24 protein-coding genes are annotated in these 23,456 nt (G+C 66.1%); 10 read left to right on the top strand and 14 right to left on the bottom strand.

Annotated elements, in window-relative coordinates; translation table 11 throughout:
* Positions 1-25 precede the first annotated feature (25 nt).
* Positions 26-787 (top strand): ectoine/hydroxyectoine ABC transporter ATP-binding protein EhuA, encoded by a 762-nt coding sequence (ehuA, locus tag Q1J95_RS05520; RefSeq protein WP_300266330.1) that lies wholly within the window; start codon positions 26-28, stop codon positions 785-787.
* A gap of 375 nt (positions 788-1,162) precedes the next feature.
* Here the strand turns inward: ehuA and Q1J95_RS05515 are convergent, their stop codons facing one another.
* The 7 genes from Q1J95_RS05515 to Q1J95_RS05485 are packed head-to-tail and all read right to left on the bottom strand — an operon-like array spanning position 1,163 to position 8,313.
* Positions 1,163-1,999, bottom strand: a complete 837-nt coding sequence (locus Q1J95_RS05515) for a DUF2510 domain-containing protein (protein ID WP_300266328.1) — start codon at positions 1,997-1,999, stop codon at positions 1,163-1,165.
* 16 nt (positions 2,000-2,015) lie between these two features.
* The gene (mnhG, locus tag Q1J95_RS05510) at positions 2,016-2,405 is read right to left on the bottom strand and encodes a monovalent cation/H(+) antiporter subunit G (RefSeq protein WP_300266327.1); all 390 of its coding nucleotides are present in this window, start codon (positions 2,403-2,405) and stop codon (positions 2,016-2,018) included.
* Complete coding sequence (locus Q1J95_RS05505) at positions 2,402-2,671, bottom strand: monovalent cation/H+ antiporter complex subunit F (protein ID WP_300266326.1); 270 nt, start codon at positions 2,669-2,671, stop codon at positions 2,402-2,404. Before Q1J95_RS05505 ends, mnhG begins: the two co-directional genes overlap by 4 nt.
* On the bottom strand, positions 2,668-3,240 hold the full coding sequence (locus tag Q1J95_RS05500; RefSeq protein WP_300266325.1) for a Na+/H+ antiporter subunit E: 573 nt from the start codon (positions 3,238-3,240) through the stop codon (positions 2,668-2,670). The genes Q1J95_RS05505 and Q1J95_RS05500 overlap by 4 nt, the downstream gene beginning before the upstream one ends.
* Positions 3,237-4,790, bottom strand: a complete 1,554-nt coding sequence (locus Q1J95_RS05495; RefSeq protein ID WP_300266324.1) for a Na+/H+ antiporter subunit D — start codon at positions 4,788-4,790, stop codon at positions 3,237-3,239. Before Q1J95_RS05495 ends, Q1J95_RS05500 begins: the two co-directional genes overlap by 4 nt.
* On the bottom strand, positions 4,787-5,368 hold the full coding sequence (locus Q1J95_RS05490; protein WP_300266323.1) for a Na(+)/H(+) antiporter subunit C: 582 nt from the start codon (positions 5,366-5,368) through the stop codon (positions 4,787-4,789). The genes Q1J95_RS05495 and Q1J95_RS05490 overlap by 4 nt, the downstream gene beginning before the upstream one ends.
* Positions 5,368-8,313, bottom strand: coding sequence for a Na+/H+ antiporter subunit A (locus Q1J95_RS05485; RefSeq protein ID WP_300266322.1), 2,946 nt, complete (start codon positions 8,311-8,313; stop codon positions 5,368-5,370). The genes Q1J95_RS05490 and Q1J95_RS05485 overlap by 1 nt, the downstream gene beginning before the upstream one ends.
* Positions 8,314-8,434: 121 nt before the next feature.
* On the opposite strand from Q1J95_RS05485, the gene Q1J95_RS05480 reads away from it, so the two are divergent.
* Positions 8,435-9,967, top strand: a complete 1,533-nt coding sequence (locus tag Q1J95_RS05480) for a hypothetical protein (RefSeq protein ID WP_300266321.1) — start codon at positions 8,435-8,437, stop codon at positions 9,965-9,967.
* A gap of 8 nt (positions 9,968-9,975) precedes the next feature.
* Here the strand turns inward: Q1J95_RS05480 and Q1J95_RS05475 are convergent, their stop codons facing one another.
* Positions 9,976-11,040, bottom strand: a complete 1,065-nt coding sequence (locus Q1J95_RS05475; RefSeq protein WP_300266320.1) for a LacI family DNA-binding transcriptional regulator — start codon at positions 11,038-11,040, stop codon at positions 9,976-9,978.
* A gap of 59 nt (positions 11,041-11,099) precedes the next feature.
* On the opposite strand from Q1J95_RS05475, the gene Q1J95_RS05470 reads away from it, so the two are divergent.
* Both Q1J95_RS05470 and nucS read left to right on the top strand, forming a co-directional pair.
* On the top strand, positions 11,100-12,323 hold the full coding sequence (locus tag Q1J95_RS05470) for an MFS transporter (RefSeq protein ID WP_300266319.1): 1,224 nt from the start codon (positions 11,100-11,102) through the stop codon (positions 12,321-12,323).
* Positions 12,324-12,446: 123 nt separating this feature from the next.
* The gene (gene nucS, locus Q1J95_RS05465; RefSeq protein WP_300266318.1) at positions 12,447-13,142 is read left to right on the top strand and encodes an endonuclease NucS; all 696 of its coding nucleotides are present in this window, start codon (positions 12,447-12,449) and stop codon (positions 13,140-13,142) included.
* Here nucS and Q1J95_RS05460 read toward each other — a convergent pair.
* Entirely contained in the window at positions 13,119-13,253 is a 135-nt protein-coding gene (locus Q1J95_RS05460; RefSeq protein ID WP_300266316.1) for a hypothetical protein, read from the bottom strand. The genes nucS and Q1J95_RS05460 overlap by 24 nt on opposite strands.
* Here Q1J95_RS05460 and Q1J95_RS05455 point away from each other — a divergent pair.
* Positions 13,252-13,920 (top strand): HAD hydrolase-like protein, encoded by a 669-nt coding sequence (locus Q1J95_RS05455; protein WP_300266314.1) that lies wholly within the window; start codon positions 13,252-13,254, stop codon positions 13,918-13,920. The genes Q1J95_RS05460 and Q1J95_RS05455 overlap by 2 nt on opposite strands.
* A 69-nt stretch (positions 13,921-13,989) precedes the next feature.
* On the opposite strand, the gene Q1J95_RS05450 is transcribed toward Q1J95_RS05455, so the two are convergent.
* Together Q1J95_RS05450 and Q1J95_RS05445 are read right to left on the bottom strand one after the other, a co-directional pair.
* Positions 13,990-14,196: a cold-shock protein gene (locus Q1J95_RS05450; RefSeq protein ID WP_300266312.1), complete on the bottom strand. Its 207-nt coding sequence runs from the start codon at positions 14,194-14,196 to the stop codon at positions 13,990-13,992.
* A gap of 445 nt (positions 14,197-14,641) precedes the next feature.
* On the bottom strand, positions 14,642-16,696 hold the full coding sequence (locus tag Q1J95_RS05445; RefSeq protein ID WP_300266329.1) for an MMPL family transporter: 2,055 nt from the start codon (positions 16,694-16,696) through the stop codon (positions 14,642-14,644).
* A gap of 192 nt (positions 16,697-16,888) precedes the next feature.
* On the opposite strand from Q1J95_RS05445, the gene Q1J95_RS05440 reads away from it, so the two are divergent.
* From Q1J95_RS05440 to Q1J95_RS05430, 3 genes are all read left to right on the top strand, one after another.
* The gene (locus tag Q1J95_RS05440) at positions 16,889-17,062 is read left to right on the top strand and encodes a CsbD family protein (protein ID WP_300266310.1); all 174 of its coding nucleotides are present in this window, start codon (positions 16,889-16,891) and stop codon (positions 17,060-17,062) included.
* 128 nt (positions 17,063-17,190) lie between these two features.
* Positions 17,191-17,436, top strand: a complete 246-nt coding sequence (locus Q1J95_RS05435) for a hypothetical protein (protein ID WP_300266309.1) — start codon at positions 17,191-17,193, stop codon at positions 17,434-17,436.
* Positions 17,433-18,413: a Clp protease N-terminal domain-containing protein gene (locus Q1J95_RS05430; RefSeq protein WP_300266308.1), complete on the top strand. Its 981-nt coding sequence runs from the start codon at positions 17,433-17,435 to the stop codon at positions 18,411-18,413. The genes Q1J95_RS05435 and Q1J95_RS05430 overlap by 4 nt, the downstream gene beginning before the upstream one ends.
* 45 nt (positions 18,414-18,458) lie before the next feature.
* Here the strand turns inward: Q1J95_RS05430 and Q1J95_RS05425 are convergent, their stop codons facing one another.
* From Q1J95_RS05425 to Q1J95_RS05415, 3 genes are all read right to left on the bottom strand, one after another.
* Positions 18,459-18,608, bottom strand: coding sequence for a hypothetical protein (locus Q1J95_RS05425; RefSeq protein ID WP_300266306.1), 150 nt, complete (start codon positions 18,606-18,608; stop codon positions 18,459-18,461).
* Positions 18,601-19,932, bottom strand: coding sequence for an APC family permease (locus tag Q1J95_RS05420; protein WP_300266304.1), 1,332 nt, complete (start codon positions 19,930-19,932; stop codon positions 18,601-18,603). Before Q1J95_RS05420 ends, Q1J95_RS05425 begins: the two co-directional genes overlap by 8 nt.
* A gap of 549 nt (positions 19,933-20,481) precedes the next feature.
* Positions 20,482-21,594, bottom strand: coding sequence for a histidine kinase (locus Q1J95_RS05415; RefSeq protein WP_300266302.1), 1,113 nt, complete (start codon positions 21,592-21,594; stop codon positions 20,482-20,484).
* 224 nt (positions 21,595-21,818) lie between these two features.
* Between Q1J95_RS05415 and Q1J95_RS05410 the strand changes: the two genes are divergently transcribed.
* Together Q1J95_RS05410 and Q1J95_RS05405 are read left to right on the top strand one after the other, a co-directional pair.
* Complete coding sequence (locus Q1J95_RS05410; protein ID WP_300266300.1) at positions 21,819-22,295, top strand: response regulator transcription factor; 477 nt, start codon at positions 21,819-21,821, stop codon at positions 22,293-22,295.
* 214 nt (positions 22,296-22,509) lie between these two features.
* Positions 22,510-23,271 (top strand): hypothetical protein, encoded by a 762-nt coding sequence (locus Q1J95_RS05405; RefSeq protein WP_300266298.1) that lies wholly within the window; start codon positions 22,510-22,512, stop codon positions 23,269-23,271.
* The last annotated feature ends 185 nt before the right edge of the window (positions 23,272-23,456 follow it).

The raw sequence follows: 23,456 nt of genomic DNA, 5'->3' as shown, positions 1-23,456 counted from the left end.
TGCGATCGCCCTCGCCGACGGCGAGATGCCGGCCATTCTGTTCAACAAAGTCGAGAAGCGCTTCGGCGACCATGTCGTGCTGCACGACCTCGACTTCGTCGTGCGCAAAGGCGACCGCGTCACCCTGATCGGTCCGAGTGGATCGGGAAAGACCACGATTCTGCGGCTGGTCATGACGCTGGAAGAGGCCAACGACGGCTACATCTTCATTGACGGCAACCCATTGACCCACTTCGAGAAAGACGGCAAACGCGTTGCGTTGAAAGAGAAGCACAAGAACGAGATGCGCAAGCGCATCGGCATGGTGTTTCAGCAGTTCAATCTGGTCCCGAACATGACTGTGATCGAGAACATCATCGAAGCGCCCGTCCACGTGCTCGGCATCCCCAAGAAGGAAGCGATCGCCAAGGGCCGCGAGCTGCTTGAGAAGGTCGGCCTACCCGACAAAGAGAACGCTCATCCGACCCAGCTCTCGGGTGGTCAGCAGCAGCGTGTCGCGATCGCCCGTGCACTCGCGATGGAGCCTGAGATCCTGCTGCTCGACGAGGTCACCAGCGCCCTCGACCCCGAGGTCGTCGGCGAGGTGCTGAACATTCTGCGCGACGTCGCCCGCGACACCGACGTGACGATGCTGATCGTGACGCACGAGATGCAGTTCGCTCGCGACGTCTCGAACCGCGTGCTGATGTTCGACAGCGGACGCATCGTCGAAGAGGGCCCGCCCGAGGACATCTTCAGCAACCCGCAAGAGCAGCGCACGCGCGACTTCCTGTCCGCCGTGCTCTGATTCTGCGGGTCCCCCGTTTATCACTCCTCAAGACCGGCGGCGAGAGCCCCGATCAGGCGGGTCCACGAGCGCCAGCAGCACGGAGAATTGCTGCGGAAGCGTCGCGAACACCTTCTCAAGCTCCGCCTTCGTCAGCAGCCTGTGGTGCAGCACACTGTCTAAGGTCGCCACTGCCGCCCGCGGCGTCTGACACGTGATCGTCTCTCGCGGAAAGCCAGGATCGGGGGATAGCCTCGGGCCGCGCCGGGTTGTGCAGGACAAGTGGCTGCGTGCATTACTCAGCAAAACCCCGCGCGGCAGCGGCTATCCGGCCCGAATCGGACGAGAACGAGCGTTCTTTGCTGAGTTATGCACCGGGATCGGCGGGCGGCCCGGCTACGCCGGCTGCGGCGGCTGCTCCGGCAGAATCAGCGCGAAGCGCCGCAGGTACACCGTCAGCACGACCGCACCGCCAGCAAGTCCGAGGATCACGGCGGGAACGACGATCATCATGCCGCCCCACGGGCCGACGGCGCCCATGAGCAGCAATCCGCCGATCGCACCGAGCGCGCCGAGTGCAACCAGCGCCCATCCGATGGACATCGAGGTGCGGTAGCCGCGCCGGCCTGAGTGCGTCGGTCGCACCCCGTGCTTCTCGGCGATGTACAAGCTCCACTGCGCTCCCGTCCACCACCGGGTGATCTGGCCGGTGACCGGATACCAGCCAGCACCCGGCCCCTCGACTTCGCCGGGGAGGGGACGCACCGACGCATCCAGCACGGGCGCCGTCGACGGCGCGGGAAGCTTGGCCAGCTGTGCTGCGCGCAGCCCTCCGATCAGCCAGATGATGCCCGTGATGAAGAACAGGTACGGTGTGATCGCGAAGAACGGTTGCCCCGAGATGCTCTGAAGGCTCAGTTGGCTCATGCCAAGCGCGATGAAGCAGATGCCGAGACCCCAGCCGACGTTCGCGGGTTCGATGGCGAAGCCATCAGCTCGCGATCTTCCCTCGCGCAGGCGGTGGGGAGCCCAGGCTTTACCGTCCCACCAGCGCACGTCGCTCGTTCCCGGAACCGGATACCAGCCCATCGGCGGCTGCACGGCAGCCGGTGCCTGCGGCGGCATCACCGGTGCGGCGGTCGCCGCACGGACATGCTCGGTCCACCGCGTTCCATCCCACCAGCGCTGCTGGCCGGCGACCCCGGCGTCGTACCACCCCGGCTGTGCGCTCATCGACATGCTGCTCGGCTCACCCAGCTCCGGGCGGGGTCTGCTTCGACTCGGCAAGGTCGTCGACGACGAGTGTGCGCTCTTCTGGCGTTCCGTTTCGATAGGCCTGGCGTCCGACGATGTGCGCAGACAGCGGCGCGGTCGCGAACTGCATCAGCACGATGGGAGCGACCAGCGCGAGTCCCAGCAGAATGCCGCCGATCGAACGCTGCGACAGGGCGATGGCGAGACAGATCAGGATGACCCCCAGCACCTGCGGCTTTGTGGCCGCATGCAGACGGGAGGGCACGGCGCGAAAATTCAGCAGTCCGACCGCCGCCGACAGACACAGCACCGCTCCGAGCAGGATCAGCACGAGCACGGCCACATCGATGATGGCATCCGGAATCTCAAACCCGAGGAAGTTCATGGTGTCGTGTTGTCCCTCCGCGCGACGTATCGCGCCACCGAGATCGACCCGAACACCCCGACCGCGGCGATGACGAGAAGCACCGGAATGTTGCGGGTGTGCCCGTTGATCGCCATCTCGGCTCCGATCACGCACATCACCTCGGTGAGGAGCACATCGGATGCCACGGCACGGTCGAGGATCGACGGACCACGAATGATCCGGTACACGGTCAGGACGGCGGCGACGGCGAACACCGCCACGATCACGGCCATCAGAATGTTCATCGTCGCCCTCCTGCCCGCTCGTCTTCCTTGAGCGCACGATACTGCGCCGGGCTGCCGAGCGCACGGACGATGCGGCGTTCCCATCGCAGCACGCCATCACGCTGAGCATCGGCGTCCGCTCGCGTGCGCACACCGATCACGTGCAGATACAGGATGCGTCGGCGCCGGTCGGTTTCGACCACGAGGGATCCGGGGATGAGCGATGAGGTCACCGACACGTGCGTCATGATCAGGTCATCGGCGTATTTGAGGGGGATGCCGATGATCGCGGCTCCCGGCTGACGACGGAAGTTGAACACTTGGATGGTCACGGCGACCGCGCCGTGCACCACGGCGAACAGGAACTGTGCGATGAACACGGCGGCATACCAGACGTTAATGCGCCCCGACAGCTCGACCGTCGGCAGCCGGAACACCCGGGTGACGAAGATCGCCACGACCAGTCCGGTCACGAGTGAGAGGACGGTGAATTGATTCCACAGCAGCATCCACAGCAGCACCAGCCAGACGAGGAAGGGAATCTGCAGCCAGAGGTCGCGCAGGATGTGACGACGGGTTTCCGGACTCATGGCGCCACCTCCTCCTCCAGTTGCACGAGGTTCACCGGCTGCAGCAGTGAGGCGCCGATGCGATCGCAGAGCGCATACAGCGGCCCGGCGAAGATCGTCAGAAGCAGCGTCACCCCGACCATGCCGCCGGTGGCGACGGTCATGATCTTCGGGATGCGGCGGCGCTCCTGGTGCTCGTCCGCCGCCGGGGCGTTGCCGAGATACGACACGCGGGTATCGGTCTCGGTGGCGTCTTCTTCTTCGCGCCAGAAGGCGAGGTTCCAGGCACGCATGAGCGCATAGAGCGTCAGCAGCGAGGTCAGGATGCCACCGAAGATGAGCACCATCATGAGCGGGGTGCCGACGGATGCCGCGGCCTCGAACAGCGCGAATTTTCCGATGAATCCCGAGAACGGTGGCAGGCCGCCGAGGTTGATCGCCGGCACGAAGTAGAGCACGGCCAGCAGCGGGGCGACCTTCAGCAGCCCCTTGACCCGCAGAATCGACGTGCTTCCGGCTCGGCGCTCGATGAGGCCGACTGCGAGGAACAGCGTCGTCTGCACGACGATGTGGTGAACGATGTAATAGACGGTCGCACCGATCGCGGTGGGTGTCGCGATCGCGAGGCCGAAGATCATGTAGCCGACGTGGCTGACCAGGGTGAACGAGAGTATTCGTTTCAATTCAGCTTGCGCGACGGCACCGAGCACGCCGATGACCATCGTGGCGAGGGCGACGATCAGCAGCAGCGTGTTGATGCTGTTCTCGGCGAACAGCTGCGTCTCGGTGCGGATCAGGGCGTAGACGCCGACCTTCGTCAGCAAACCGGCGAACACGGCGGTGACGGGCGCCGGGGCGGTGGTGTACGAGTCGGGCAGCCAGAACGACACCGGGAAGATCGCCGCTTTGATGCCGAAGGCGATCACGAGCAGCAGGTGCAGAATGAGCTGCGTGTCCTGCGGCAGCTCGCTCATCCGCTCGGCGATCTGCGCCATGTTCACGGTGCCGAGCGCCCCGTAGATCACCGCGATGGCCGCGAGGAAGAGGATCGATGAGACGAGCGAGACGACGATGTACACGGCACCGGTGCGGATGCGCGATTCCGTGCTGCCGAGCGTGATCAGCACGTACGACGCGACGAGCAGAATCTCGAACCCGACGTAAAGGTTGAACAGGTCGCCCGCAATGAAAGCGTTGAAGATACCGGCGGCCAGAATCAGATACGACGGGTTGAAGATCGAGATCGGCGTCTCGTCACTGCCGTCTGCGGCACCCTGACCGATCGAGAACAACAGCACCGCCAACAGCACGATGCTGCTGATGAGCACGAGCAGCGCGGCGAGCCGATCGACATACAGCACGATTCCGAACGGCACGGGCCACCCACCGACCGAGACCGCCAGGGGCGCGCCACCATCGACCGTGATCAACAGCACCGCGGCGATGATCGCGGTGGCGGTGAGCGCGGCAACCGTGACGAAGACCTGCAGGCGCGGGCTGCGCCCGAACACCAGGGTGATCGCGGCGCCCAGCAAGGGGATGGCGACGAGAAGGGGGACGAGTGCGCTCATGTGCGGTCCTCTCCTTTCCCATCGGATGCTTCGGTCTCCGACCCTTCGACGGGCTCAGGGAGCGGAGGCTCGCGCGGCGCCCAGGCGCGATCTATCGGAGCGTCGTCGTGAATCGCGGGATGATCGCGCATGTGCAGCACGGTGATCGGCGCGGTGTGCTCGCCGACGAAGTCGGTGGTGGCCTCTTCGTCTTCGGCATCGTCTTCGTCGTCGAGCACATCTTCGTCTTCATCCGTGCGCTCGCGCAGTGCGATGTCTGCCTGGTCGTCTTCGACCGTATCGGCCTGGCCCAGTTGCCAGGATCGATAGATGAGCGCGAGCAGAAAGGCGGATACGGCGAACGTGATGACGATGGCCGTGAGGGTGAGCGCCTGCGGCAGCGGGTCACTCGCATTGGTCTCGCCGAAGAACGGCGCATTGCCGGGCACGCCCATCGCGATCAGCAGCAGCAGGTTGGTGGCGTTGCCCAGCAGCAGGAAGCCGATGAGCACCCGGGTCAGGCTGCGCTCGAGCATCGCATACACACCGGCGGCGAACAGCACGGCCATCACGATGATCAATGTGAGCGAGATGTCCATCAGCTGCTCACCGCCCGCGAGCGCATCTGCTGCGCCTGCTTGTCGACTTCGGCCCCGAGGCTGCGCAGCACGTCGAGCACGAGCCCGATGACCACCAGGTACACACCGACGTCGAAGATCGTCGACGTGACGAACTCCATGTGCCCGAGCAGGGGCAGCTCCCACTCCCAGAACGTGCTGGTGAGCGGAGCGAGCTCGAAGAAAAGCGGTACGACGGCGGTGCCGACGGCGAGGATCAGCCCGGTGCCCAGCAGGCGCCCGGCATCCGTCGGCGCGGCAGCGCCCAACTCCCAGCGTCCGCCGGCGATGTACCGCATGACCAGCGCCATACCGGCGACGAGCCCGCCGGCAAAGCCGCCGCCGGGGCCGTTGTGGCCAGCGAAGAGCAGATAGATCGACACGACGATGATGGTGTGGAACAGAATGCGCACGATCACTTCGAGAAAGATCGAGCGGTTCTCGGGTTTCATCTGCTGCCCGCCGACGAGCCAGGCTCGCGGACTGCTGCGGTTCTCGGCCGTCTGGAAGCGGATGCCCTCCGTTGTCTCGACGAGCGGAGCGATTCTGGCCTTGCGGCGCAGCCGCTTCGGCAGCGACGGACGCTGCGAGAGCATGTCGGCACGGTGGCTGACGAAGACGAGGGATGCCACGCCGGTGGCCGCGAGCACCAGTACAGACAGCTCGCCCATGGTGTCCCAACCGCGCAGGTCGACGAGAGCGACGTTGACGACGTTCATGCCGTGGCCGATCTCATAGGCGAGTTCGGCGAAGTCGACGGAGATTGGCACGGTCCTGCGCGCCTGGGTCGCGACAATGGCGACGAATGCCATCGTCACGCCGACGCCCACAGCGAGAATCGCCCGGGGGATGCGCGAGACGGACGCATTGTGCTCGCCCATGCGGGCGGGAAGCCGACGCAGTACGAGGGCGAAGGTCACCATTGTCACGGTCTCGACGAGAATTTGCGTGAGCGCGAGGTCGGGCGCACCGCTGGTCCCGAACAGCGCGACCATGCCGAGGCCTGTCACTGACACCAGCACGACCCCGGTGTAGCGCTTGCGCGCCTGCACCGCGAACACGGCCGCGATCGCCATGATCGGCGCGACGGCGATCTGGGTCGGTGTGTGCCAGGCCGACAGGTTCAATCGGTCGACGTCGCTCGCGAACAGCGCGGTCGCCTCGGCTGCGACGAACACGACGAAGACCGTGCCGACGTAGACCGGCAGTGAACCACGCTGGGTGAGGCTCGTGACGATCACCGACAGGCGGTCGACGCCGCGCATGACGAGGTAATACGCATCGCTGGCCGTGAATCCCAGCAGGCGTGCCTTGCGATCCCAGCCTGTCATGCGGGTGAGCAGGAAGAGCCCGATGCCGAGCACGATCGCCAGGATCGAGATGCCCAGGGCCGGCTCGAATCCGTGCCAAAGCGCGAGATGGCCGGGCCCTTCGACGGCTGCGCCGGTGGCGTCCAGACCGAGCGTCGCGGTGATCGCGTAGCCGTGGAGTGCGACGTCGATGGCCGGCGCGCCGATTCCGGCCGCGAGGGTGAGCCCGGCCAGGATGATGGGGGCGGAGAGGAAGCCGACGGGCGGATCGGGCCACGGGGTGTCGGCAACCCGCTCGCCGGCGGCGTCGCGCTTCTTCCAGAACGCACCCCAGAGGAAGCGCACCCCATATGCCGTTGTGAGAACAGAACCGAGGATGACACCGATCAGAGCGACCAGTCCCCAGACCGATCCGCCGATCGCATCGTCGAGCAGACCGGTCAGCGCAGACTCTTTGCTCACGAACCCGATCGTCGGCGCGATGCCGGCCATCGATGCGATCGAGACGAACGAGACGGTAGCCATCACCGGAGCCTGCCTGCCGACCCCCGAGAGTTCGTCGATGTCGCGTGTGGAGAGCTGGCGGTCGATGACGCCGACGATGAGGAACAGCGCCGATTTGAACAGCGCGTGCGCGATCACGAGCGCGATGCCGGCGAGCGCCGTCGCCTGGGTGCCGTAACCGACCACGATCGTGAAGAAGCCGAGCTGGCTGACCGTCCCGAACGCGAGGATGCGTTTGAGGTCTGTCTCGCGCAGGGCCTGAAGGCCGCCGATCAGCATGGTGAGCACGCCGAGCGAGATGACGATCGGACGCCACGGTTCGCTGAGCGCGAAGATCGGCGCGAATCGGGCGATCAGATAGATGCCGGCCTTCACCATCGCCGCCGCGTGCAGGTACGCGCTGACCGGCGTCGGAGCCGCCATGGCACCGGGCAGCCAGAAGTGGAAAGGGAAGATCGCCGACTTGCTCAGGGCGCCGACCAGCAGCATGACGACGGCGGCATCGATCAGCGGCCCGGTCGGAGCGAGCTCAAGGATCTCGATGATGCTCGTTGTTCCCGCATCGACGACGAGCAGCACGACGCCGACAAACATGACGAGGCCGCCGAGTGTGGTCACCAGCAGCGCCTGAAGCGCGGCACGACGACTTGCCGCACGGCGGCGGTAGTGACCGATGAGCAGGTACGACAGGATGCTGGTGACTTCCCAGAACATCACCAGCATCACCAGGTCGTCGGTGAGCACGAGGCCGTACATGGCCCCCGCGAAGCCGAGCAGCACGCCGGCGAACTGGCCGAGATCGGTGCTGTCTTCAAAGAAATACCAGCGGCAGTAGAGCAGGACGAGCGCCCCGACGCCGGTGACGATGAGCGTCAGCACGAAACCGAGCACGTCCATGTGCATCGACACGTTCAGGTCGAGCTGTGGAATCCACTCCACGGTCTCGAAGGGCGCACCCTCGCCGCTGAGTACCTGCGGTGCCAACATCAGCGCGTGCACGAATGCCGCTGCCGGAATAAGAGCGGCAACAGCGAACGCCTGTGCTCCGAGCCATCGAACCAACGCGGGCAGAATGATGGACCCGAGAAGGAACACGACGAGGAGCAACAGCATCGGCGGCTCCTCAATGGCACGTCGGCCTGGCGGCACAGGCGGGCAGGTTTGTCTTAGTTTACCCGGCCGCGGCGGCGCCGTATCCGACAGTCGTCACATCTGCACGTGTCACAGTGGAGGAATGCGACACTTCTGGGTGCGAGAGCTCGGCGGCTGGGTCGCTGCGGCTCTCATCTCGATCGTGACCGTGGCACAGCTCGCGTCGACAGCGCGTTCTGAGCTGCTGTTGCGCGACGGCGACTCGCTGGTGGTGGCGCTGCTGGTGCGGTCGATCACCGGTGGCGAGACGTTCGACTGGGTGATGTCGAGTGTGCTCTTTCTGCCGGAGATCGCGGTGTTCGCAGCGCTCTGGCTGATCGGGCAGTTGCTCTCACTCGATGTCAATGCCGTGCTGCTCATCAACGCCGTCGTCAACCTGGTGGCGCTGTATGGCGCGGTGCGATTCGTCGCTGGCCGCCGCCGTGGCAGAACGGTTCCGGTCGGCTGGTCGCTGGTAGCGCTGAGCGCGTTCTGTCTGCTGGTCGTGACCGAGACCTCGGCCTCGCGTGATGCGCTGGAGCTTGCCTCTCTGCTGTTGACGACGACCTACTACTCGGCGACCGTCATCGCCGTCGTACTGAGCGTCGGGCTCGTGCGCCGCGCCTACGACCGCCCACGTTCCGCCACGCGCTTGTCGATCGTGCTCGCCGGTGTCGCGTTCGTGTCGACGGTGTCGAATCCGCTCTATGCCGCGTGGGCGACGGCCCCGCTGGGGGTTCTGCTGGGCACCGCGGCCGTGTACCCCGTCGCCAGAAGGCGAGCTCTCTCCCTGCTCGCCTGGCTCATCGGCGGCACGGTCATCGGCTTCGTCGGTCGCATTCCGCTTTCGGCATGGATTGCCAACAGCGGTGCCGAGTACGCGCAGCCGGGCCTGTGGCCCGAGTCCGTGCGCTATTACGCAGACCTGTTGACCGTGCGGACGTCGACGCCGCTCGGCCTCATCGGCACCCTTCTGCTCGCCGCCTTGCTGGTCTTCGCTGTCGTGCAGACGGTTCGCGCGCGCACCGTCGGCGCGCGCCTGGTCGCCGCCGCCGGCTGGGCCATCCCGCTGCTCGTGGTGCTCGGCGCCATCGTCCTGGGCACGCACGCCGCCCGCTACCTCGAGCCGCTGTTTTTCGCCCCCGTGCTCGCGCTGGTCGCGTCGCCCGTGCGGGTCACTTCCCGTACGGGTGTCAGCGCACGGATGCCTCGGCGCGCCGCCCCCGTGCTGACCGCGGCCGCGGCCACCCTGCTGCTCGTCGGGGCGGGGCTCAGCGTTCCGCGCGCAGTCGCCGCGGCGGAGCATCCGAACACCGATCTGCGGTGTGTGAATGAATGGGTGAACGCTTCCGGCCAGGTGGGCGGCGGTCAGTTCTGGACGGTTCGCCTGCCCAAACTGCACCTGGACGAACCCACCCAGCTCGTCCAGGTCGATCACCAGCTCAACGCCTACGCCTGGTTGGTCAATCAGTCGGATTTCGCGCCCGGCGAGGTGACATTCCTCATCGAAGACGCGCAGAGCTCTCCGTGGGCGCTGGGCACGAACGCGCAGCCGACGCAGGTGATCGCGTGCGGCCAGTACACGATCTACGACTTCTCTCCGACGGCGCTCGCGCTCGGGCCACCGCGATCCTAACGCGCTGATCAGCCGCGCGGCGGCGCCGTCGTGGTTCCGGGGCGGAAAGTGCTGGTGAGATCCAGCGACTCGGCGGCTTCGCCGCGCAGCATCCGTGCCACCTGCTCACCGGCGGCACGGCCCTTCTGCACGGCGGGCTGCACCATCGTGGTGAGCACATGCGGGCCGATGCCATCGACGGTGACGCCATCGAATCCGGCGACGCTGACGTCCTCGGGCACGCGCAAGCCGAGCTCTTCGGCTGCACGGATGACGCCGGCCGCGAGCAGATCGCTCTGTGCGATGACGGCGGTGGGGCGGTGCTCGGGATCAGCCAGCAGGGTCCGGCCAGCGATCACGCCCTCATCGATCGAACTGCCTCCCGCGGCGACAGCGCGCGCGTCGGGGAACACCGCTGTCACCCCCGCGAAGCGGTCACGAGTCACGTCGACCGTGGCGCTCGCCCAGCGTTCAGGATCAATGAGCCCGCGCTCGTGGCCCGCATCGAGCGGCAGCGCGACGACCGCGACACGGTCATGCCCGAGCTCGCGGATGTGGCGTGCGATCACCTCGGCCGCGTGGCGATTGTCGAGCGAGATCTGCGGCACGTCCTCGCCAGCATCGCCCTCGATGACGACGACGGGAAGGCCGCGGCTGCGCACGATGTCGAGCGAGGCACGGGTTCTGCCGGAGCATCCGATCAATACCACCGCATCAACCGGCGCCGTCGTCAGCGACGGTGCGCCCTCTTCCCCCGACTCGTCGCGCAGCAGCAGGATGCCGGCCCCGAGGGAGGCGAGCCCGTCGGCGAGGCCGTCCATCATCGGGATCGTGACCGGATCGAGAAAGGCCGCGCGCAGCTGCCCCTCCAGCACAACGGCGACGATGCCGCTGCGCCCGGTGCGCAGTGAGGCCGCCAGCGGGTCGGGTCCGGTGTAGCCGAGTTCGTCTGCGGCTGCGCGAACACGTCTGCTCGTGGCGTCCGAAACCTTCGTCTTGCCGCTGAAGACGACGGATGCCGTGGAGGGCGACACACCCGCTGCGCGGGCGACGTCGGCGAGCGTGGCTCGGCGCGGAGCATCCGACGGGTCCATATTCCGAGGATAGCGCGAGCCACTTCTCAGAATCGAATCGATTCGATACGCTGTCTCTCATGCAATCCGCCCTCACTCGCGCGCAGTTCGTGCACTGGCGCAACGCGGTCTTCGCGATCTTCCTCGTCAGCGGAGCCTCCATGGCCACCTGGGCCTCACGCGTACCCGACATCAAGAGCGCCCTCGGCATCGACAACGCGCAGGTCGGCCTGCTGCTGCTCGGCATGGGAATCGCCTCGATCGTCGGCATCTCCACCGGGCCGGCCGTGATGGCCCGCACCGGCGCGCGCCGCGGAATGCTCGCAATGATGATCACCCTCACGATCGGCATCGTCGTGATCGGCGTCGGCACCGCCGTCTTCGGCTCGTTCGCGCTCGTGATCGTCGGGCTCGCGTTCTTCGGGTTCGGCAACGGATCCCTCGACGTCATGATGAACGTCGAAGCGACAGCGGTCGAGCAGCAGGCCGCCAAGACGCTGCTGCCGCTGTTTCACGCGTTCTTCAGCTTCGGCACCGTCATCGGCGCCGGACTCGGCTGGATGGCCGCGACCGTCAAGCTCTCCGTCGGTGTGCACACGATCGCCCTCGCCGTGATCTTCGTCATCGCCGCCGCCGTGTGCTTCGCACACGTGCCCGATCGCAGCGAGGCACTCGACCCCGAACCGACCGAAGACAAGCCGCACTGGCGCGAACGCATGCACGTCGCCCTCGCCGCGTGGCGCGAGCCGCGCACCTACGCGCTCGGTCTCGTCATGCTCGGCATGTCGTTCGCAGAGGGCGGCGCCAACGACTGGCTCGCGCTCGGCGCCGCCGAGGACCACGGGGGCGGAACGGCGATCGGCGCCGCCGCGCTCACCGTGTTCTCGGTATGCATGACGACCGTGCGCATCTTCGGGGGACCACTCGTCGACCGATTCGGACGGGTGCCGATCCTACGCACGCTCGCGGTCACAGCGGCGGGCGGCATCCTGCTGTTCATCCTCGCGCCGTCGCTGCCGTTCGTGTTCATCGGGGCGGCACTGTGGGGCATCGGGGCGTCGCTCGGCTTCCCTCTGGGAATGTCGGCGGCGGCGGATGACCCGGCCAAAGCCGCCGCACGCGTGAGCGCGGCGGCGACCATCGGCTACATCGCCTTCCTCGGCGGGCCGCCCATTCTGGGGCTCATCAGCGAGCACATCGGGCTGCTGAACACGCTGTTCATCCTGGTGGCGCTGGTCGCGGCATCCGGTTTCGCATCTGGAGCGGCCAAACCGCTCAAGGTCTCCGTGAATTCACGTTCATAACTCCTCAAAACTCGCGGGCACGCCGCCGAGACGCCGCGTGTTTCCGAGCCTCGCGTCACCGACCGGCCCGATCTTTGCTGAGTTGTGAACACGACGTCGCGCGGCGGCGGTTAGGCTCGTCGGGTGCGCCTTGTCATCGCCCGCTGCTCCGTGAACTACACCGGGCGGCTGAATGCCCATCTGCCCCTGGCCACCCGTCTGCTCGTGCACAAGGGCGACGGGAGTCTGCTCGTGCACTCGGACGGCGGCAGCTACAAGCCGTTGAACTGGATGAGCCCGCCCTGCACGCTCGTCACGGAAGAGCCGAACGACGATGAGGCCGGCGCCGGGGTGATCGACGTGTGGCAGGTGACGCACAAGAAGACCGGCGACGCGCTGCGCGTGCAGATCTACGAGGTGCTGCACGATTCGGCGCACGAATTGGGCGTGGATCCGGGGCTGCAGAAAGACGGCGTCGAAGCCGACCTTCAGCGCCTGCTCGCCGAACAGGTCGAACGCATCAGCGAGGGCGCGACGCTGGTGCGCCGCGAGTATCCGACGGCGATCGGACCGGTCGATCTCATGGTGCGAGACGCCGACGGCGCGGCCATCGCGGTGGAGATCAAACGGCGCGGCGACATCGACGGCGTCGAGCAGCTCACCCGCTATCTTGAGCTGCTCGGGCGAGACCCGCACCTCGCTCCGGTGCAGGGCGTGTTCGCCGCCCAGGAGATCAAGCCCCAGGCGCGCGTGCTCGCCGAAGACCGCGGCATCCGCTGTCTGGTGCTCGACTACGACGATATGAAGGGCATCGAGTCAGGCATCCCCCGCCTGTTCTGACGATGCCGCGCCGCACGGTGCCGGGCCCTTCGACAGGCTCAGGGGCCGGCCGACAAGCCCGAGCCCGTCGAAGCGGCCGAGGGTGACCGCGCCCCATAGGCTTGAGAGCATGCCCCACTCCCCCTATTCCTGCGTGCTATGGGACGTCGATGGCACGATCGCCGACGCGACTCCCGGCATCTTTCCGCGGCTGCACGAAGTTCTCGCGTCATTCGACATCGCCGCGCCCGACCCGTCCACCATGGCCCGCTGGGTCGGCCCGCCGATGTACGAGTCCTTCCAGAGCCTCGCGGGCCTCAGTGCCGAGCAGGCCGATGTGGCACTGCATCGCTACCGTGAGCTGGCCACGCGCGATGGGTACGCGGCGTCTGTCGATGTCTATCCGGGTGTGCCCGAGATCATCCGTGACCTGGCAGCTGCCGGCATCCCCCAGGCGACGGCCAGCACGAAGCCGGAGAATCAGGTCATTGCGATCCTCGAGCACTACAACCTCGCCGGCCTGTTCGCGGCGGTTTCGGGCGCGCGCAGCGGCGCGATCGGCCGTAACGACGGCAAGGCAGAGGTGATCGGGTGGGCGCTCGAGCGTCTTCACGCCGCCGGCGCCGATACCTCGAAGCCGGTGCTCATCGGCGACCGGCACCACGACGTCGAGGGCGCGGTGGCATTCGGCATCCCCGTCATCTTCTCGGAGTGGGGATTCGGTGACCCCACCGAGGGCGATGACGCAGCGTATCGTGCCGCAGACGCCACGGCGCTGCGCGCCCTCTTACTGCCCTGAAGCACAGAACTCCCCGCCGACGCACGCTGTTGGCGTGCACCGGAGCGGGGAGTTCTGTGTCATCGCCCCTCAGAGGGGACGGATGTTCTCGGCTTGCAGGCCCTTAGGGCCCTGCGCCACGTCAAACTCGACGCGCTGATTCTCGTCGAGTGAGCGGTAGCCGGTTGCGTCAATGGCGGAGTAGTGCGCGAAGACGTCAGCGCCGCCGTCATCGGGGGAGATAAAGCCGAAGCCCTTCTCCGAGTTGAACCACTTGACCGTGCCTTGGGTACTCATGTACTGCCGTTCTGCTGGAATGTCGTCGACGCAGGGTGCCCCGACGTTGCCCACATTATCGGCGCACAGCCAAAGGGGAAGACCCGGGCCGAGATGGTAACCCAAATGTTGCACGGGGTTTTCGGCTGATGAGCCGCGCCAGGGCATCCGCCCAAAAACGGAGACGGCCCTCACCGCGGGGGGAGCGGTGAGGGCCAAAGACGACCGGAGGGTGCGTCAGACAACCACCCTAATACCAAACCCGCCCTCTTGTCCCCCATTTGGGGGACATTTTGTCGAAAACGTGGGAAGATGAGGTCACGGATCCGTTCGAGTAGTGCATTGGGGACTGAACTACCCCCGACGGTTCACGCGCAGTGCGGATCGCCAGGCTCGGGGAAGCTCCTCCGTCATCTGGGAGACGTGGCGATCGGGTCTCGGGAAGATGGGGTGTACAGCACGGAGGTCATTCCGTCACCCCATCTCTCCCGAAACCGCGTTTCGGCCACCAGATGCGGTCGCCGAGAACGCCGAACAACGCTGGCACGATGACGGTTCGCACGACGATCGTGTCGACGACCACGCCGACCCCGACGATTAGTCCGAGCTGTCCCAGCGTCACCAGCGGCAGCACTCCGAGGGCGGCGAAGACAGCCGCCAGCACAATTCCCGCGCTCGTGATGACGGCGCCGGTGTGTGCGACGGCGTGCACCATGCCTTCGCGCGTTCCGTACTCAGCAGCCTCGGCTCGCGCGCGGTGCACCAAGAAGATCGTGTAGTCGACGCCCAGCGCGACCAGGAACAAGAACGCCAGCAGTGGAACCTGCAAGTCAAGCGCCGGCTGCTCGAACAGCACGCGACTCAGCCACGTGCCGAGGCCGATGGCTGCCGCTGCGCTCGCCAGGTTCACCAGCAGCAGCAGAACAGGCGCCACGATCGAGCGCAGCAACACCAGCAGCACGATGAAGCTCACCGCGAGGACCAGCGGCGCGACGAGCATCAGGTCGCGCTGATTTCCTGTCCTGGCGTCGAGGTCGGTCGCGATCGCGCCACCGACCTGCGCCTCGGCATCCGGCACGGCGTGCACGATCTCACGCAGCTCGGCGACCAGTTCGAGGCTCTCGGGGGTTCCTGGCGCGTGCTCCCCGGTGACCATGATCTCCGTCAAGGATCCGTCGTCCGTCTCTCCGACCGGATGCGCGCGCACGACACCGGCGATGTCATCGACCGCGTCGACCACATCATCGGCCTGAGCGCTGCCCGCGACGATGATGATGGGCTGCGACTCTCCGGCAGGGAAGTGCGCACCGAGCACCTCAAGCCCCGCGGCCGATTCGGACTGCACCCGAAACTTGTCGATCTGATTCAAGCCGATCGAGGTTCCGAACAGTCCGGCGCCCATGACAGCGAGCATCGCAAGACCCGCGCCGAGACTCAGCCACGGCCGCCGCATGACGTGCACGGCGATCCCACGCCACACCCGTCCGTGCTTCGCGGCATCGTCCGGCTTCGGTATGAAAGGCCAGAAGACTCGACGACCGCACACCGCCAGCAAAGGCGGCAGGGCGAAGAGCACCGCGGCGAGCGCGATCAGTAGCCCCACGGCTGACGAGATCCCGAGCCCGCGTGTGCCGGGAATGACGGCGAGCGCCAGAGTCAGCAGGGCGAGCACGACCGTGACGTTGGAGGCGACGATCGCCGGCGCGGTTGTGCGCCAGGCCTCACTCAACGCCGTTCGATGGTCAGCGTGCACGTGCAGTTCTTCTCGGTATCGCGAGATCAGCAGGAGGGCGTAGTTCGTGCCCGCGCCGAAGACGAGCACGCTGATGATGCCGGCGTCGAACTGCAGCCCCAGCCAGGAGCCGACGGCGCCGGTCACGGTGCCGGCGAGCTGATCGGCGAACGCGACGACGACGAGCGGAATGAGCCACAGCACCGGTGAGCGATAGGTGATGATCAGCAGCACGGCGACGATGAGTATGGTCACCAGCAGCAGGGTGACGTCGGCGCCGTCGAAGGCTGAGGTGATGTCGGCGCCGAAGGCCGGGCCGCCGGTGACCTGCAGCGTGAGACCGTCGATGGCCGGCAGTGCACCGCGCAGATCCTGAACGATCTCGGCTGTCTCGGCGTTGTCGGCACCGATCGTCAAGGGCGTGACGATCACGGCCGCCTCGCCGTCGTCACTGACGTTCGGCGCTGATGACTTCAGCCCGGTATGCGCATCGAGAGTGGGCACGAGGTCGGCGAGTGCGTCGATGTCGGATGCGGTGAGGCCGCCGGCATCCGCTCGCGAAGCGACAACGATGACGGATTGCTCGTCGGCATCGGGGAACTCGTCGAGCAGGGCGCTGACGCGGCTGGATTCCGAATCGGCGGGCGCCGGCTCAATGGCCGAAGGAGCGTCGATGCGACTGAACAGGCCGAACAGGGCGATGAAGACGATGAGGACGATGCCGAGAGCAATCCAGGAGCCACGACGGGATGTGAGGCGATCGGGAAGGGGCCGATGAGGTGCTGTCATGGCTTCCAGCCCACCACCGTCGCCGTCTGCAGACATCGCTCAAAAGGTGGAGATGCTCCTGCGGCGCAGCGTCACGTGAGACGCATTGCCCGGGAGTGTGCGACATGCACCGCCGGACGTCAACCCCCCTGCCGTTATCGCATCTCTCGTGCGAACGTTGTCGAAGAAGGCACCGATGAAAGGAATGGATCAATGGGCATCGGAGACAAAGCGAAGCACGCCGCGGAGGACGTCGCCGGCAAGGCGAAGGAAGCGGCCGGGAAGCTGACCGACAACGAAAAACTTGAGGCCGAGGGCACGGCCGAGCAGGCGAAAGCCGACATTAAGAAGGCCGGGGACGACGTCAAGGACGCGTTCGACAAGTAACGCCGCCTGATACCGGCAGGCCGCCGCGCAGATCGTCTCGCGCGGCGGCCTTCGTCGTGCCCGGCGACCGCACTCCCATCGAGCAACTCAGGTTGACGAGCCGCAAGCAAGCAACGTACGTTGACAGTGTGGAATCAACTCGGATAGCCGCCGTCGCTGCAGACATCAGCAACCCGCGAGCGGGGCTTCGGGCTGTGTCTTCGTTGCGCGTACTGGCCGACACCCTCGAGCTGAAACAGGTCGAAGCCGCACTGCGCGCTGGCCTCAGTTGGCAGGAAGTCGCCGATGCGCTCGGCGTCAGCCGGCAGGCCGCGCACAAGAAGCACGCGAAACGCGTCGATGCAAGCATCCCGCTCCCGAGGAGGAACACATGAGCACGTTCTTGACGACAGCAGCCACGATGCAGACGCTCAGCATCGCCGGGATGGAAGAGGCCTCACGCGAAGGCCGACGAGACGGCGATATCGAGCACCTGCTACTCGCCCTCGTGATCAGCGATCAAAGCGCAGGGGACGCGCTGCGATCTTTGGGCATCACATTGGATGCTGCGCGCTGCGCCGTGCGCGACCAGCACGACAGTCACCTGCGTCAGCTCGGCATCGACCTCGAGCGCGCCGAAGCTGGCCGGATCGTGTTCCACGAAACCGAAGGCTACGACTGGACCGATCGCGCGCGCACGATCCTGAATCGGTCGACCGAGAAGCCGGGCAAGGGAGACGCAGCGTCGGTGCTGCGCCAATTGATCGATGAGCCGAGCGGGCTGATCGCCGACATTCTCGAGCGGCTGGGCACGACGACGGATGCTGTGCGCACAGCGCTCGACGAAGCAGAGGCGGCGGCGGCATCCGACAGCCCCTCCGCCCCGCGTCGACGCGATTGGGTGCATGGGCGTATCAGAACGTATGTCCCCGCCCCCGTCGAAGACGTCTGGGCACTCGTCTCCGACGCCGACCGCTTCGACGAATGGGACCCGGCGATCGGCGACATCGCCGCCGCGTCGGATGATGCTGATGTGTGGATCGGCGTCAGCCCGACGCACCGGCCAAACGGCAAACCGCTGAAGGTCAGATCCGAGTTTCGTCGTCGCCGCATCACACAGCGTGAGGCCACCACCCTGACACGTGTCATCTGGTGGTGCGAGTTTCCGGATGCACCGGACGTTGCCCCCCGCATGCTTGCGGTCGAGCTCGAAACGACCGAAGGCGGCACATTCGTCACACTCACCTCGACCTGGCGTCGCCGCGCGGGCTGGCGGCGTCTGGCCGGGCTGCCGCTGCGTGCGCTGCAGAAGTACCTCGTATGGCTGAACCTGTCGCAGATGAGCGGGGCGATCAGCCGGGTGTTCCGCTGATCAGGAACCACGCTATCACCGGCACGGGAAGGATCCGCTCCGCCGTCAGGCGCCCTGCTGCCATGTCGGGTCGTCGCTCACGCCTTCGCGGAACGCGGCTTCCGTCACCTCTCGCATAAACGCGCCTACGCCCTGCGTCAGATCATTGCCGAGGCCTGCCGACCGGCATCCGATCGGGAGACCGATCCTAAGCATCCTTCGTGATCCGTGCGTCCGCGCGCCTTCGCTCCCATCGTGCGAGCAGATAGAGAACGACGCCGACGGCGAGCATCGCAGCGGCGAAGAGCCACACGACAGGGCGCTGCTGCGTGAGCAGCAGGATGCAGGAGGCGACACCGAGCACGGGGACGAAGGTCCAGACGCGGAAGTGTGCGTGCGCGACCCGGTCGCGACGGAGCACGAGGACCGAGACGTTCGCGCTCAGGAACACGAAGAGCAGAAGCAGCACCACGGTCTCGGCGAGCGTTGTCAGGTCGCCGATGAGAGTGAGCGTCACGGCGACGAGGGTCGTGGCGATGATCGCGACCCAGGGCGTTCTCCGCCGGCGAAGCACGCGCCCGAGGACGTGGGGCAGGAGGTTCTGCTCGGCCATCCCGTATGCCAGCCGACTCGCCATGATCATCGTGAGGAGAGCACCGTTCGCCACTGCGATGAGCGCGATGAGGCTGAACAGCCACGACGGCACGCTGACACCGGTCGCCTCGACCACCGCCAGCAGCGGCCCGCTGGATTCCTGCAGCTCGTCCACGGGAAGGGCGGCGGCGCTGGCAAGGCCCACGAGCACATACACCACGCCTGCGGTGACGAGGGCGGCGAACAGCGTCCTCGGGTACGTCTTCGTCGGCGTCTTGACCTCTTCGATGACGTTCGCGGAGGTCTCGAATCCGACGAACGAGTAATAGGCGACGACCGCGCCCGCGAGCACCGCCGCTCCGACGCCCGTTCCTTCCGGCGCCTGCAGAACGCGTGACGTATCGCCGCCTCCTTCTGCGACGAAGACCCCCACCACGACGATGACGATGACAAGGCCGCTCACCTCGATCGCCGTCATGACGAGATTCGCGCCCAGGGACTCGCGGATGCCGCGCGCATTCAGCGCCGCGACGAGAGCGAGGAAGACGATCGCGACCGGCGTGACGGGTAACTCCACGAAGGTTCCGAAGTACTCTCCGGCGAAGGCGATCGAGAGTCCAGCGGCACTGGTCACCCCGGCGGCGAGCATGCTGAATCCCACGAGGAAGGAGACGAGCGGGCTGCGGAACGCCCGCTCCGCGAACACCGCCGCGCCGCCTGCCCGCGGATACTTCGTGACCAGCTCGGCATAGGAACCCGCCGTTAGCATCGCAAGCACCAGCGCCAGCAGAAGCGGAGCCCAGAGCAGCCCGCCCACCCTCTCGGAGAGCACGCCCATCAGCGCGTAGACGCCCGCACCGAGGACGTCCCCGAGGATGAACGCGAACAGCAGGGGGCCGGTGATGGCGCGCCTCAGCCGCTCAGGAGGTTGCGTATCGGTCGTCATGATCGAACATCGAACCCCCGGGTCAAGACCGCCGACAAGGGGATTGACAGTCGCACGCGTCTCCGGTTCGCACGACCGGGCGGCTGAACAACAATGGCCCCTGACCTGGGACATAAATCCCAGGTCAGAGGCCATATTCACTCGGTGGTGTCTTTAGGAAAGTCGATCCAGAGGCGTAATCGCTTGAGTCTTCAACTCGCCCGACGCCCCTGTTTTCACTCGACCCGAGCCCAGTTTCCTTTCCCGAGTCTCGAGTTTTCCCACAGCCGCCCCGAGATCCGCGGAACTCCGCGGCTTCCCGGCAAAGGTCGCTGCGCACGAAGGCCCTCCTCAACCCGTCGAGTGTGGGTCGTTGAGACACTAAACGAATAGCGAGTCGTTCGCTCTGCGGGCGACTCGTTTTTCCTACGCGCCGATCTGCCCCGTTGGGCTTCAGGAAGTGACGGGCCGCGAGTCACGAGGCGGGTGCAGTGGGACGTCCGCGCGCACGATCCAGCTGTTGTTCGTCGCCCCAGCTTCGAGGTGGCCGTTGTGCTGCTCGAGGCGTTGTCAAGCTCGGGCGAGTCCGCGTCCACCGAGGGAGGAGACCTGCGCTGACGACGTCCGGCTGTTGGAGTTCTTCACCACTAGTTCCACCCCGAGCTCGTCGACGGTGACCTCGATAGCGGCGTCGGAGGAGTGCGGAGCATGCTTGATGACGTTGGTCACCGCTTCGATGGCCGCGGCACCGAGAAGACGCTGGGCGAGCGCGGGCACCTCCGCGTCAGTGGTGGGCGTTTTCACCACGGTCGGGATGCCAGCGTTGTTGAGAAGCCTCCCCAACCCGACGACCGTATCCGTCACGTTCTCGTCTGGCGGTTGCTCGCTCGACGCGCTCGGGCCTCGCATCAATGCGAGGAGCGATTGCACGCTGTGCAGGGCACGCGTCGAGGATTCCTCGATGGTGGCGAGCGACACTTCCCGACCAGCGGCGTCCGGCTGCTTGGGAAGCGCGCGTGCATGGAAGAGGACAAGTGTGAGGTCGTGAGCGATGCCGTCGTGCATCTCGTCCGCGATCCGTTCTTGGTCTTCTCTCGCCATACCTTCGAGGTGTCTCACGAGCCGCACTCGGTCATCGACCAACAGCGATTCCCGGACAGTGATGATCCGGAACGTCACTCCGGCGATGAACGAGATCACGGCGATCCCCGCGATACCGAAAATGCCTCCCTCGGTGAGGGTCGGCGTGGCCACGTCGAGGTACACCGTCAGAATGACGAGTACCGCGGCGTATACGACCATGACGACTCGGGAGCAGGTCGCCGCGACGAGACACGCTGCCAGTGCTAACTCGATGAGGTCTCCGCCGCTATTGGTGAAGACCATGCCGATCACGCCCACCAACATGGCGATAAACGCGGCTGTGAGTGGATGCCAGGCGAACGCCGCGATGGCCAGGTACATCGCAACCGCGATGAGGTCGTACCGCGTGAACGAGCCACTCGCCACGATGAACCCGACCGCGATTGCAAGGAGGACGCCGACAACGACGAGAAGGAGCGGTCGGGCGACCGGGTGAAGCTGACGGGACTCCCAGAGCTTGCGCGACCTCAGCATCCTCCCCAAGGACAGGCGGGGAGTGTCGACGAAGACGCGGGCGGGCGTCGCGCTGGTTTCAGGCACAGATTCCGAGGATCTGGCACAGCCAATCGCCGAGGTCTGCAGCCGCCGGGACAACACCGAGAGTTGAGAAGTTGAGCAGGTCCATGTCGTCTCCTTGCAATGTGACGGTCGATGGGTCGCGCAGCGCGGCGCTCCGCGACATTCCGCCCTAGTTCGACCCTGGAGGTGGAAAGCATGGCCCCAGGGCTAGAGCCTTCAGACTGATCCCGCGATACCGTTTTGCAGTGAGTGCTGGGATTCGAGTTGTCGTCGTCGACGACGAGGCACTTGTCCGGCACGCTCTTCGAGCATTCATCGCCGCTGACCCGCGAGTTGAACTCGTCGGCGAAGCGGAGGACGGCTCCGATGCCGTCGCCACTTGCGCTGTGACGAACTCCACACCGGAGCAGATCATCGAAGCGGTGGTGGCAGCTCACGCTGGCGACCGGGTCGTGTCTCCGGAAGTGCAGAAACGTTTCGTTCATTCCGCGATAGGCGGCACGAGTCGGCTGAGGTATGACTCGCCAGCGCCCAGTGCGCGCGAACGGCAGATCATCGAGCTCATCGCGCGCGGGTTGTCGAACGTCGAGATCGCCGATGAGTTGCACTATGCCGAGGGCACCGTGAAAGCCGATATCCGGCACATCAATCGCCTGTGGAACGTGGAGAACCGCCTTCAGATTGTGCTTCGCGCGGCCGAAATCGGGCTCATCGAGCTCTGACGCCCCGTGGCGTCTTCACCGATGCGCCACGCCCGAACGGGAGCGGCAACGCCATCTGTGACCCTAGGGTCACGAAGGCCGGTCCTACCTTGCCCGCCCCCTTCAGCGGACGTGAGGATACCGCTGACGCTGCCAACGACTGGCGGTGCCGTGATTATGAGAGGACCGGAACAAGATGCGAATGTCATTCAGCCAGCCACGAACAGGTGGCGCTGTGTCGCGCGGCACGTTGCTCACTGCCGCTCTTGCGGCAGCTGCCGTGCTCACGTCGATGTTCGTCGCGCCCGCTTCAGCGACGACCTCGACGGACACCACTCTGGTCGCGCTCCAGCAGTCCGGCGCACCCACCTTGCCCGGCGCAGAGGGGCTTCCGGAGCTCGAGCCGCTGTCAAACGACGTCCGCGACACGCTTCTCTCTGAGAACGCGGATGCGCTGCATTCGGCGAGTGGCGTAGAGCACGACGTGAACCGCGCCGAAGCCCTCGATGCAGGAGATCTGCGCGTCCTCCGCATCCCAGCGGCTGAGGACCAAGGTGTTATCGCTCCGAGCTCGCTCAGCATCTTCGTGGATGCCGACGGAAACCGCGTGTCCGTGGTCGAGACCGCCTTCTACGCGTACAGCGACTACTCCGGACTGGCTCAGATCTACACTGACGGCGAGCTCACGTTCAACCAGGTCGTCGTCGACGAGAACGCACCTGCGAGCGTTCGCGACTCGGTCTCCACGAGCGGCCCCGAGGTGGCAGCAGCGAAGGCGCCGAACGGCTACGTCAAGGGCGACTGGTGGGGCAACCTGAACAAGTGCCTCAGCAGCGCGGGCATCGCCGGTTGGGCTATCACAGCTCTTGCCATTGCGTGCTCCGTGGCGTGTGTGGGTACCGCGGGCGTCGCGTGCGTTCCGTGCCTGGTGGGACTCACCGGCGGCGCAGCCGGCACCATCAGTTACTGTGTTCGTGACGCTTCGTACTACTCCTGAGAGGTATCAATGACGCATTCAGTTCCTCAGCGCATCGCAATCGTCTTCCCTCTTGTCGGTGCAGCGTTCCTGCTCGCTGCGCTCTTCGTGCCCGTCGGTTTCGCGGCGGCCGGATGGGCGGCCGCGGCGATCTGCTTCGCTGTAGCCCTCGTAGGCGGAATCGTCGCTAGGTGTGATGTCCAGGG

The sequence above is a fragment of the Microbacterium sp. genome (genome assembly GCF_029263575.1).
In the GTDB taxonomy this organism is placed as follows: domain Bacteria; phylum Actinomycetota; class Actinomycetes; order Actinomycetales; family Microbacteriaceae; genus Microbacterium.
The sequence above is the reverse complement of the archived record's forward strand: the minus strand, read 5'-3'. Positions and strand labels throughout refer to the sequence as shown.

Coding starts and splice junctions, on each gene's coding strand:
- ehuA (WP_300266330.1), top strand. CDS start 26: ATGCCGGCCATTCTGTTCAACAAAGTCGAGAAGCGCTTCGGCGACCAT.
- Q1J95_RS05515 (WP_300266328.1), bottom strand. CDS start 1,999: ATGAGCGCACAGCCGGGGTGGTACGACGCCGGGGTCGCCGGCCAGCAG.
- mnhG (WP_300266327.1), bottom strand. CDS start 2,405: ATGAACTTCCTCGGGTTTGAGATTCCGGATGCCATCATCGATGTGGCC.
- Q1J95_RS05505 (WP_300266326.1), bottom strand. CDS start 2,671: ATGAACATTCTGATGGCCGTGATCGTGGCGGTGTTCGCCGTCGCCGCC.
- Q1J95_RS05500 (WP_300266325.1), bottom strand. CDS start 3,240: ATGAGTCCGGAAACCCGTCGTCACATCCTGCGCGACCTCTGGCTGCAG.
- Q1J95_RS05495 (WP_300266324.1), bottom strand. CDS start 4,790: ATGAGCGCACTCGTCCCCCTTCTCGTCGCCATCCCCTTGCTGGGCGCC.
- Q1J95_RS05490 (WP_300266323.1), bottom strand. CDS start 5,368: ATGGACATCTCGCTCACATTGATCATCGTGATGGCCGTGCTGTTCGCC.
- Q1J95_RS05485 (WP_300266322.1), bottom strand. CDS start 8,313: ATGCTGTTGCTCCTCGTCGTGTTCCTTCTCGGGTCCATCATTCTGCCC.
- Q1J95_RS05480 (WP_300266321.1), top strand. CDS start 8,435: ATGCGACACTTCTGGGTGCGAGAGCTCGGCGGCTGGGTCGCTGCGGCT.
- Q1J95_RS05475 (WP_300266320.1), bottom strand. CDS start 11,040: ATGGACCCGTCGGATGCTCCGCGCCGAGCCACGCTCGCCGACGTCGCC.
- Q1J95_RS05470 (WP_300266319.1), top strand. CDS start 11,100: ATGCAATCCGCCCTCACTCGCGCGCAGTTCGTGCACTGGCGCAACGCG.
- Q1J95_RS05455 (WP_300266314.1), top strand. CDS start 13,252: ATGCCCCACTCCCCCTATTCCTGCGTGCTATGGGACGTCGATGGCACG.
- Q1J95_RS05460 (WP_300266316.1), bottom strand. CDS start 13,253: ATGCTCTCAAGCCTATGGGGCGCGGTCACCCTCGGCCGCTTCGACGGG.
- Q1J95_RS05450 (WP_300266312.1), bottom strand. CDS start 14,196: ATGAGTACCCAAGGCACGGTCAAGTGGTTCAACTCGGAGAAGGGCTTC.
- Q1J95_RS05445 (WP_300266329.1), bottom strand. CDS start 16,696: ATGACAGCACCTCATCGGCCCCTTCCCGATCGCCTCACATCCCGTCGT.
- Q1J95_RS05440 (WP_300266310.1), top strand. CDS start 16,889: ATGGGCATCGGAGACAAAGCGAAGCACGCCGCGGAGGACGTCGCCGGC.
- Q1J95_RS05430 (WP_300266308.1), top strand. CDS start 17,433: ATGAGCACGTTCTTGACGACAGCAGCCACGATGCAGACGCTCAGCATC.
- Q1J95_RS05425 (WP_300266306.1), bottom strand. CDS start 18,608: ATGCTTAGGATCGGTCTCCCGATCGGATGCCGGTCGGCAGGCCTCGGC.
- Q1J95_RS05420 (WP_300266304.1), bottom strand. CDS start 19,932: ATGACGACCGATACGCAACCTCCTGAGCGGCTGAGGCGCGCCATCACC.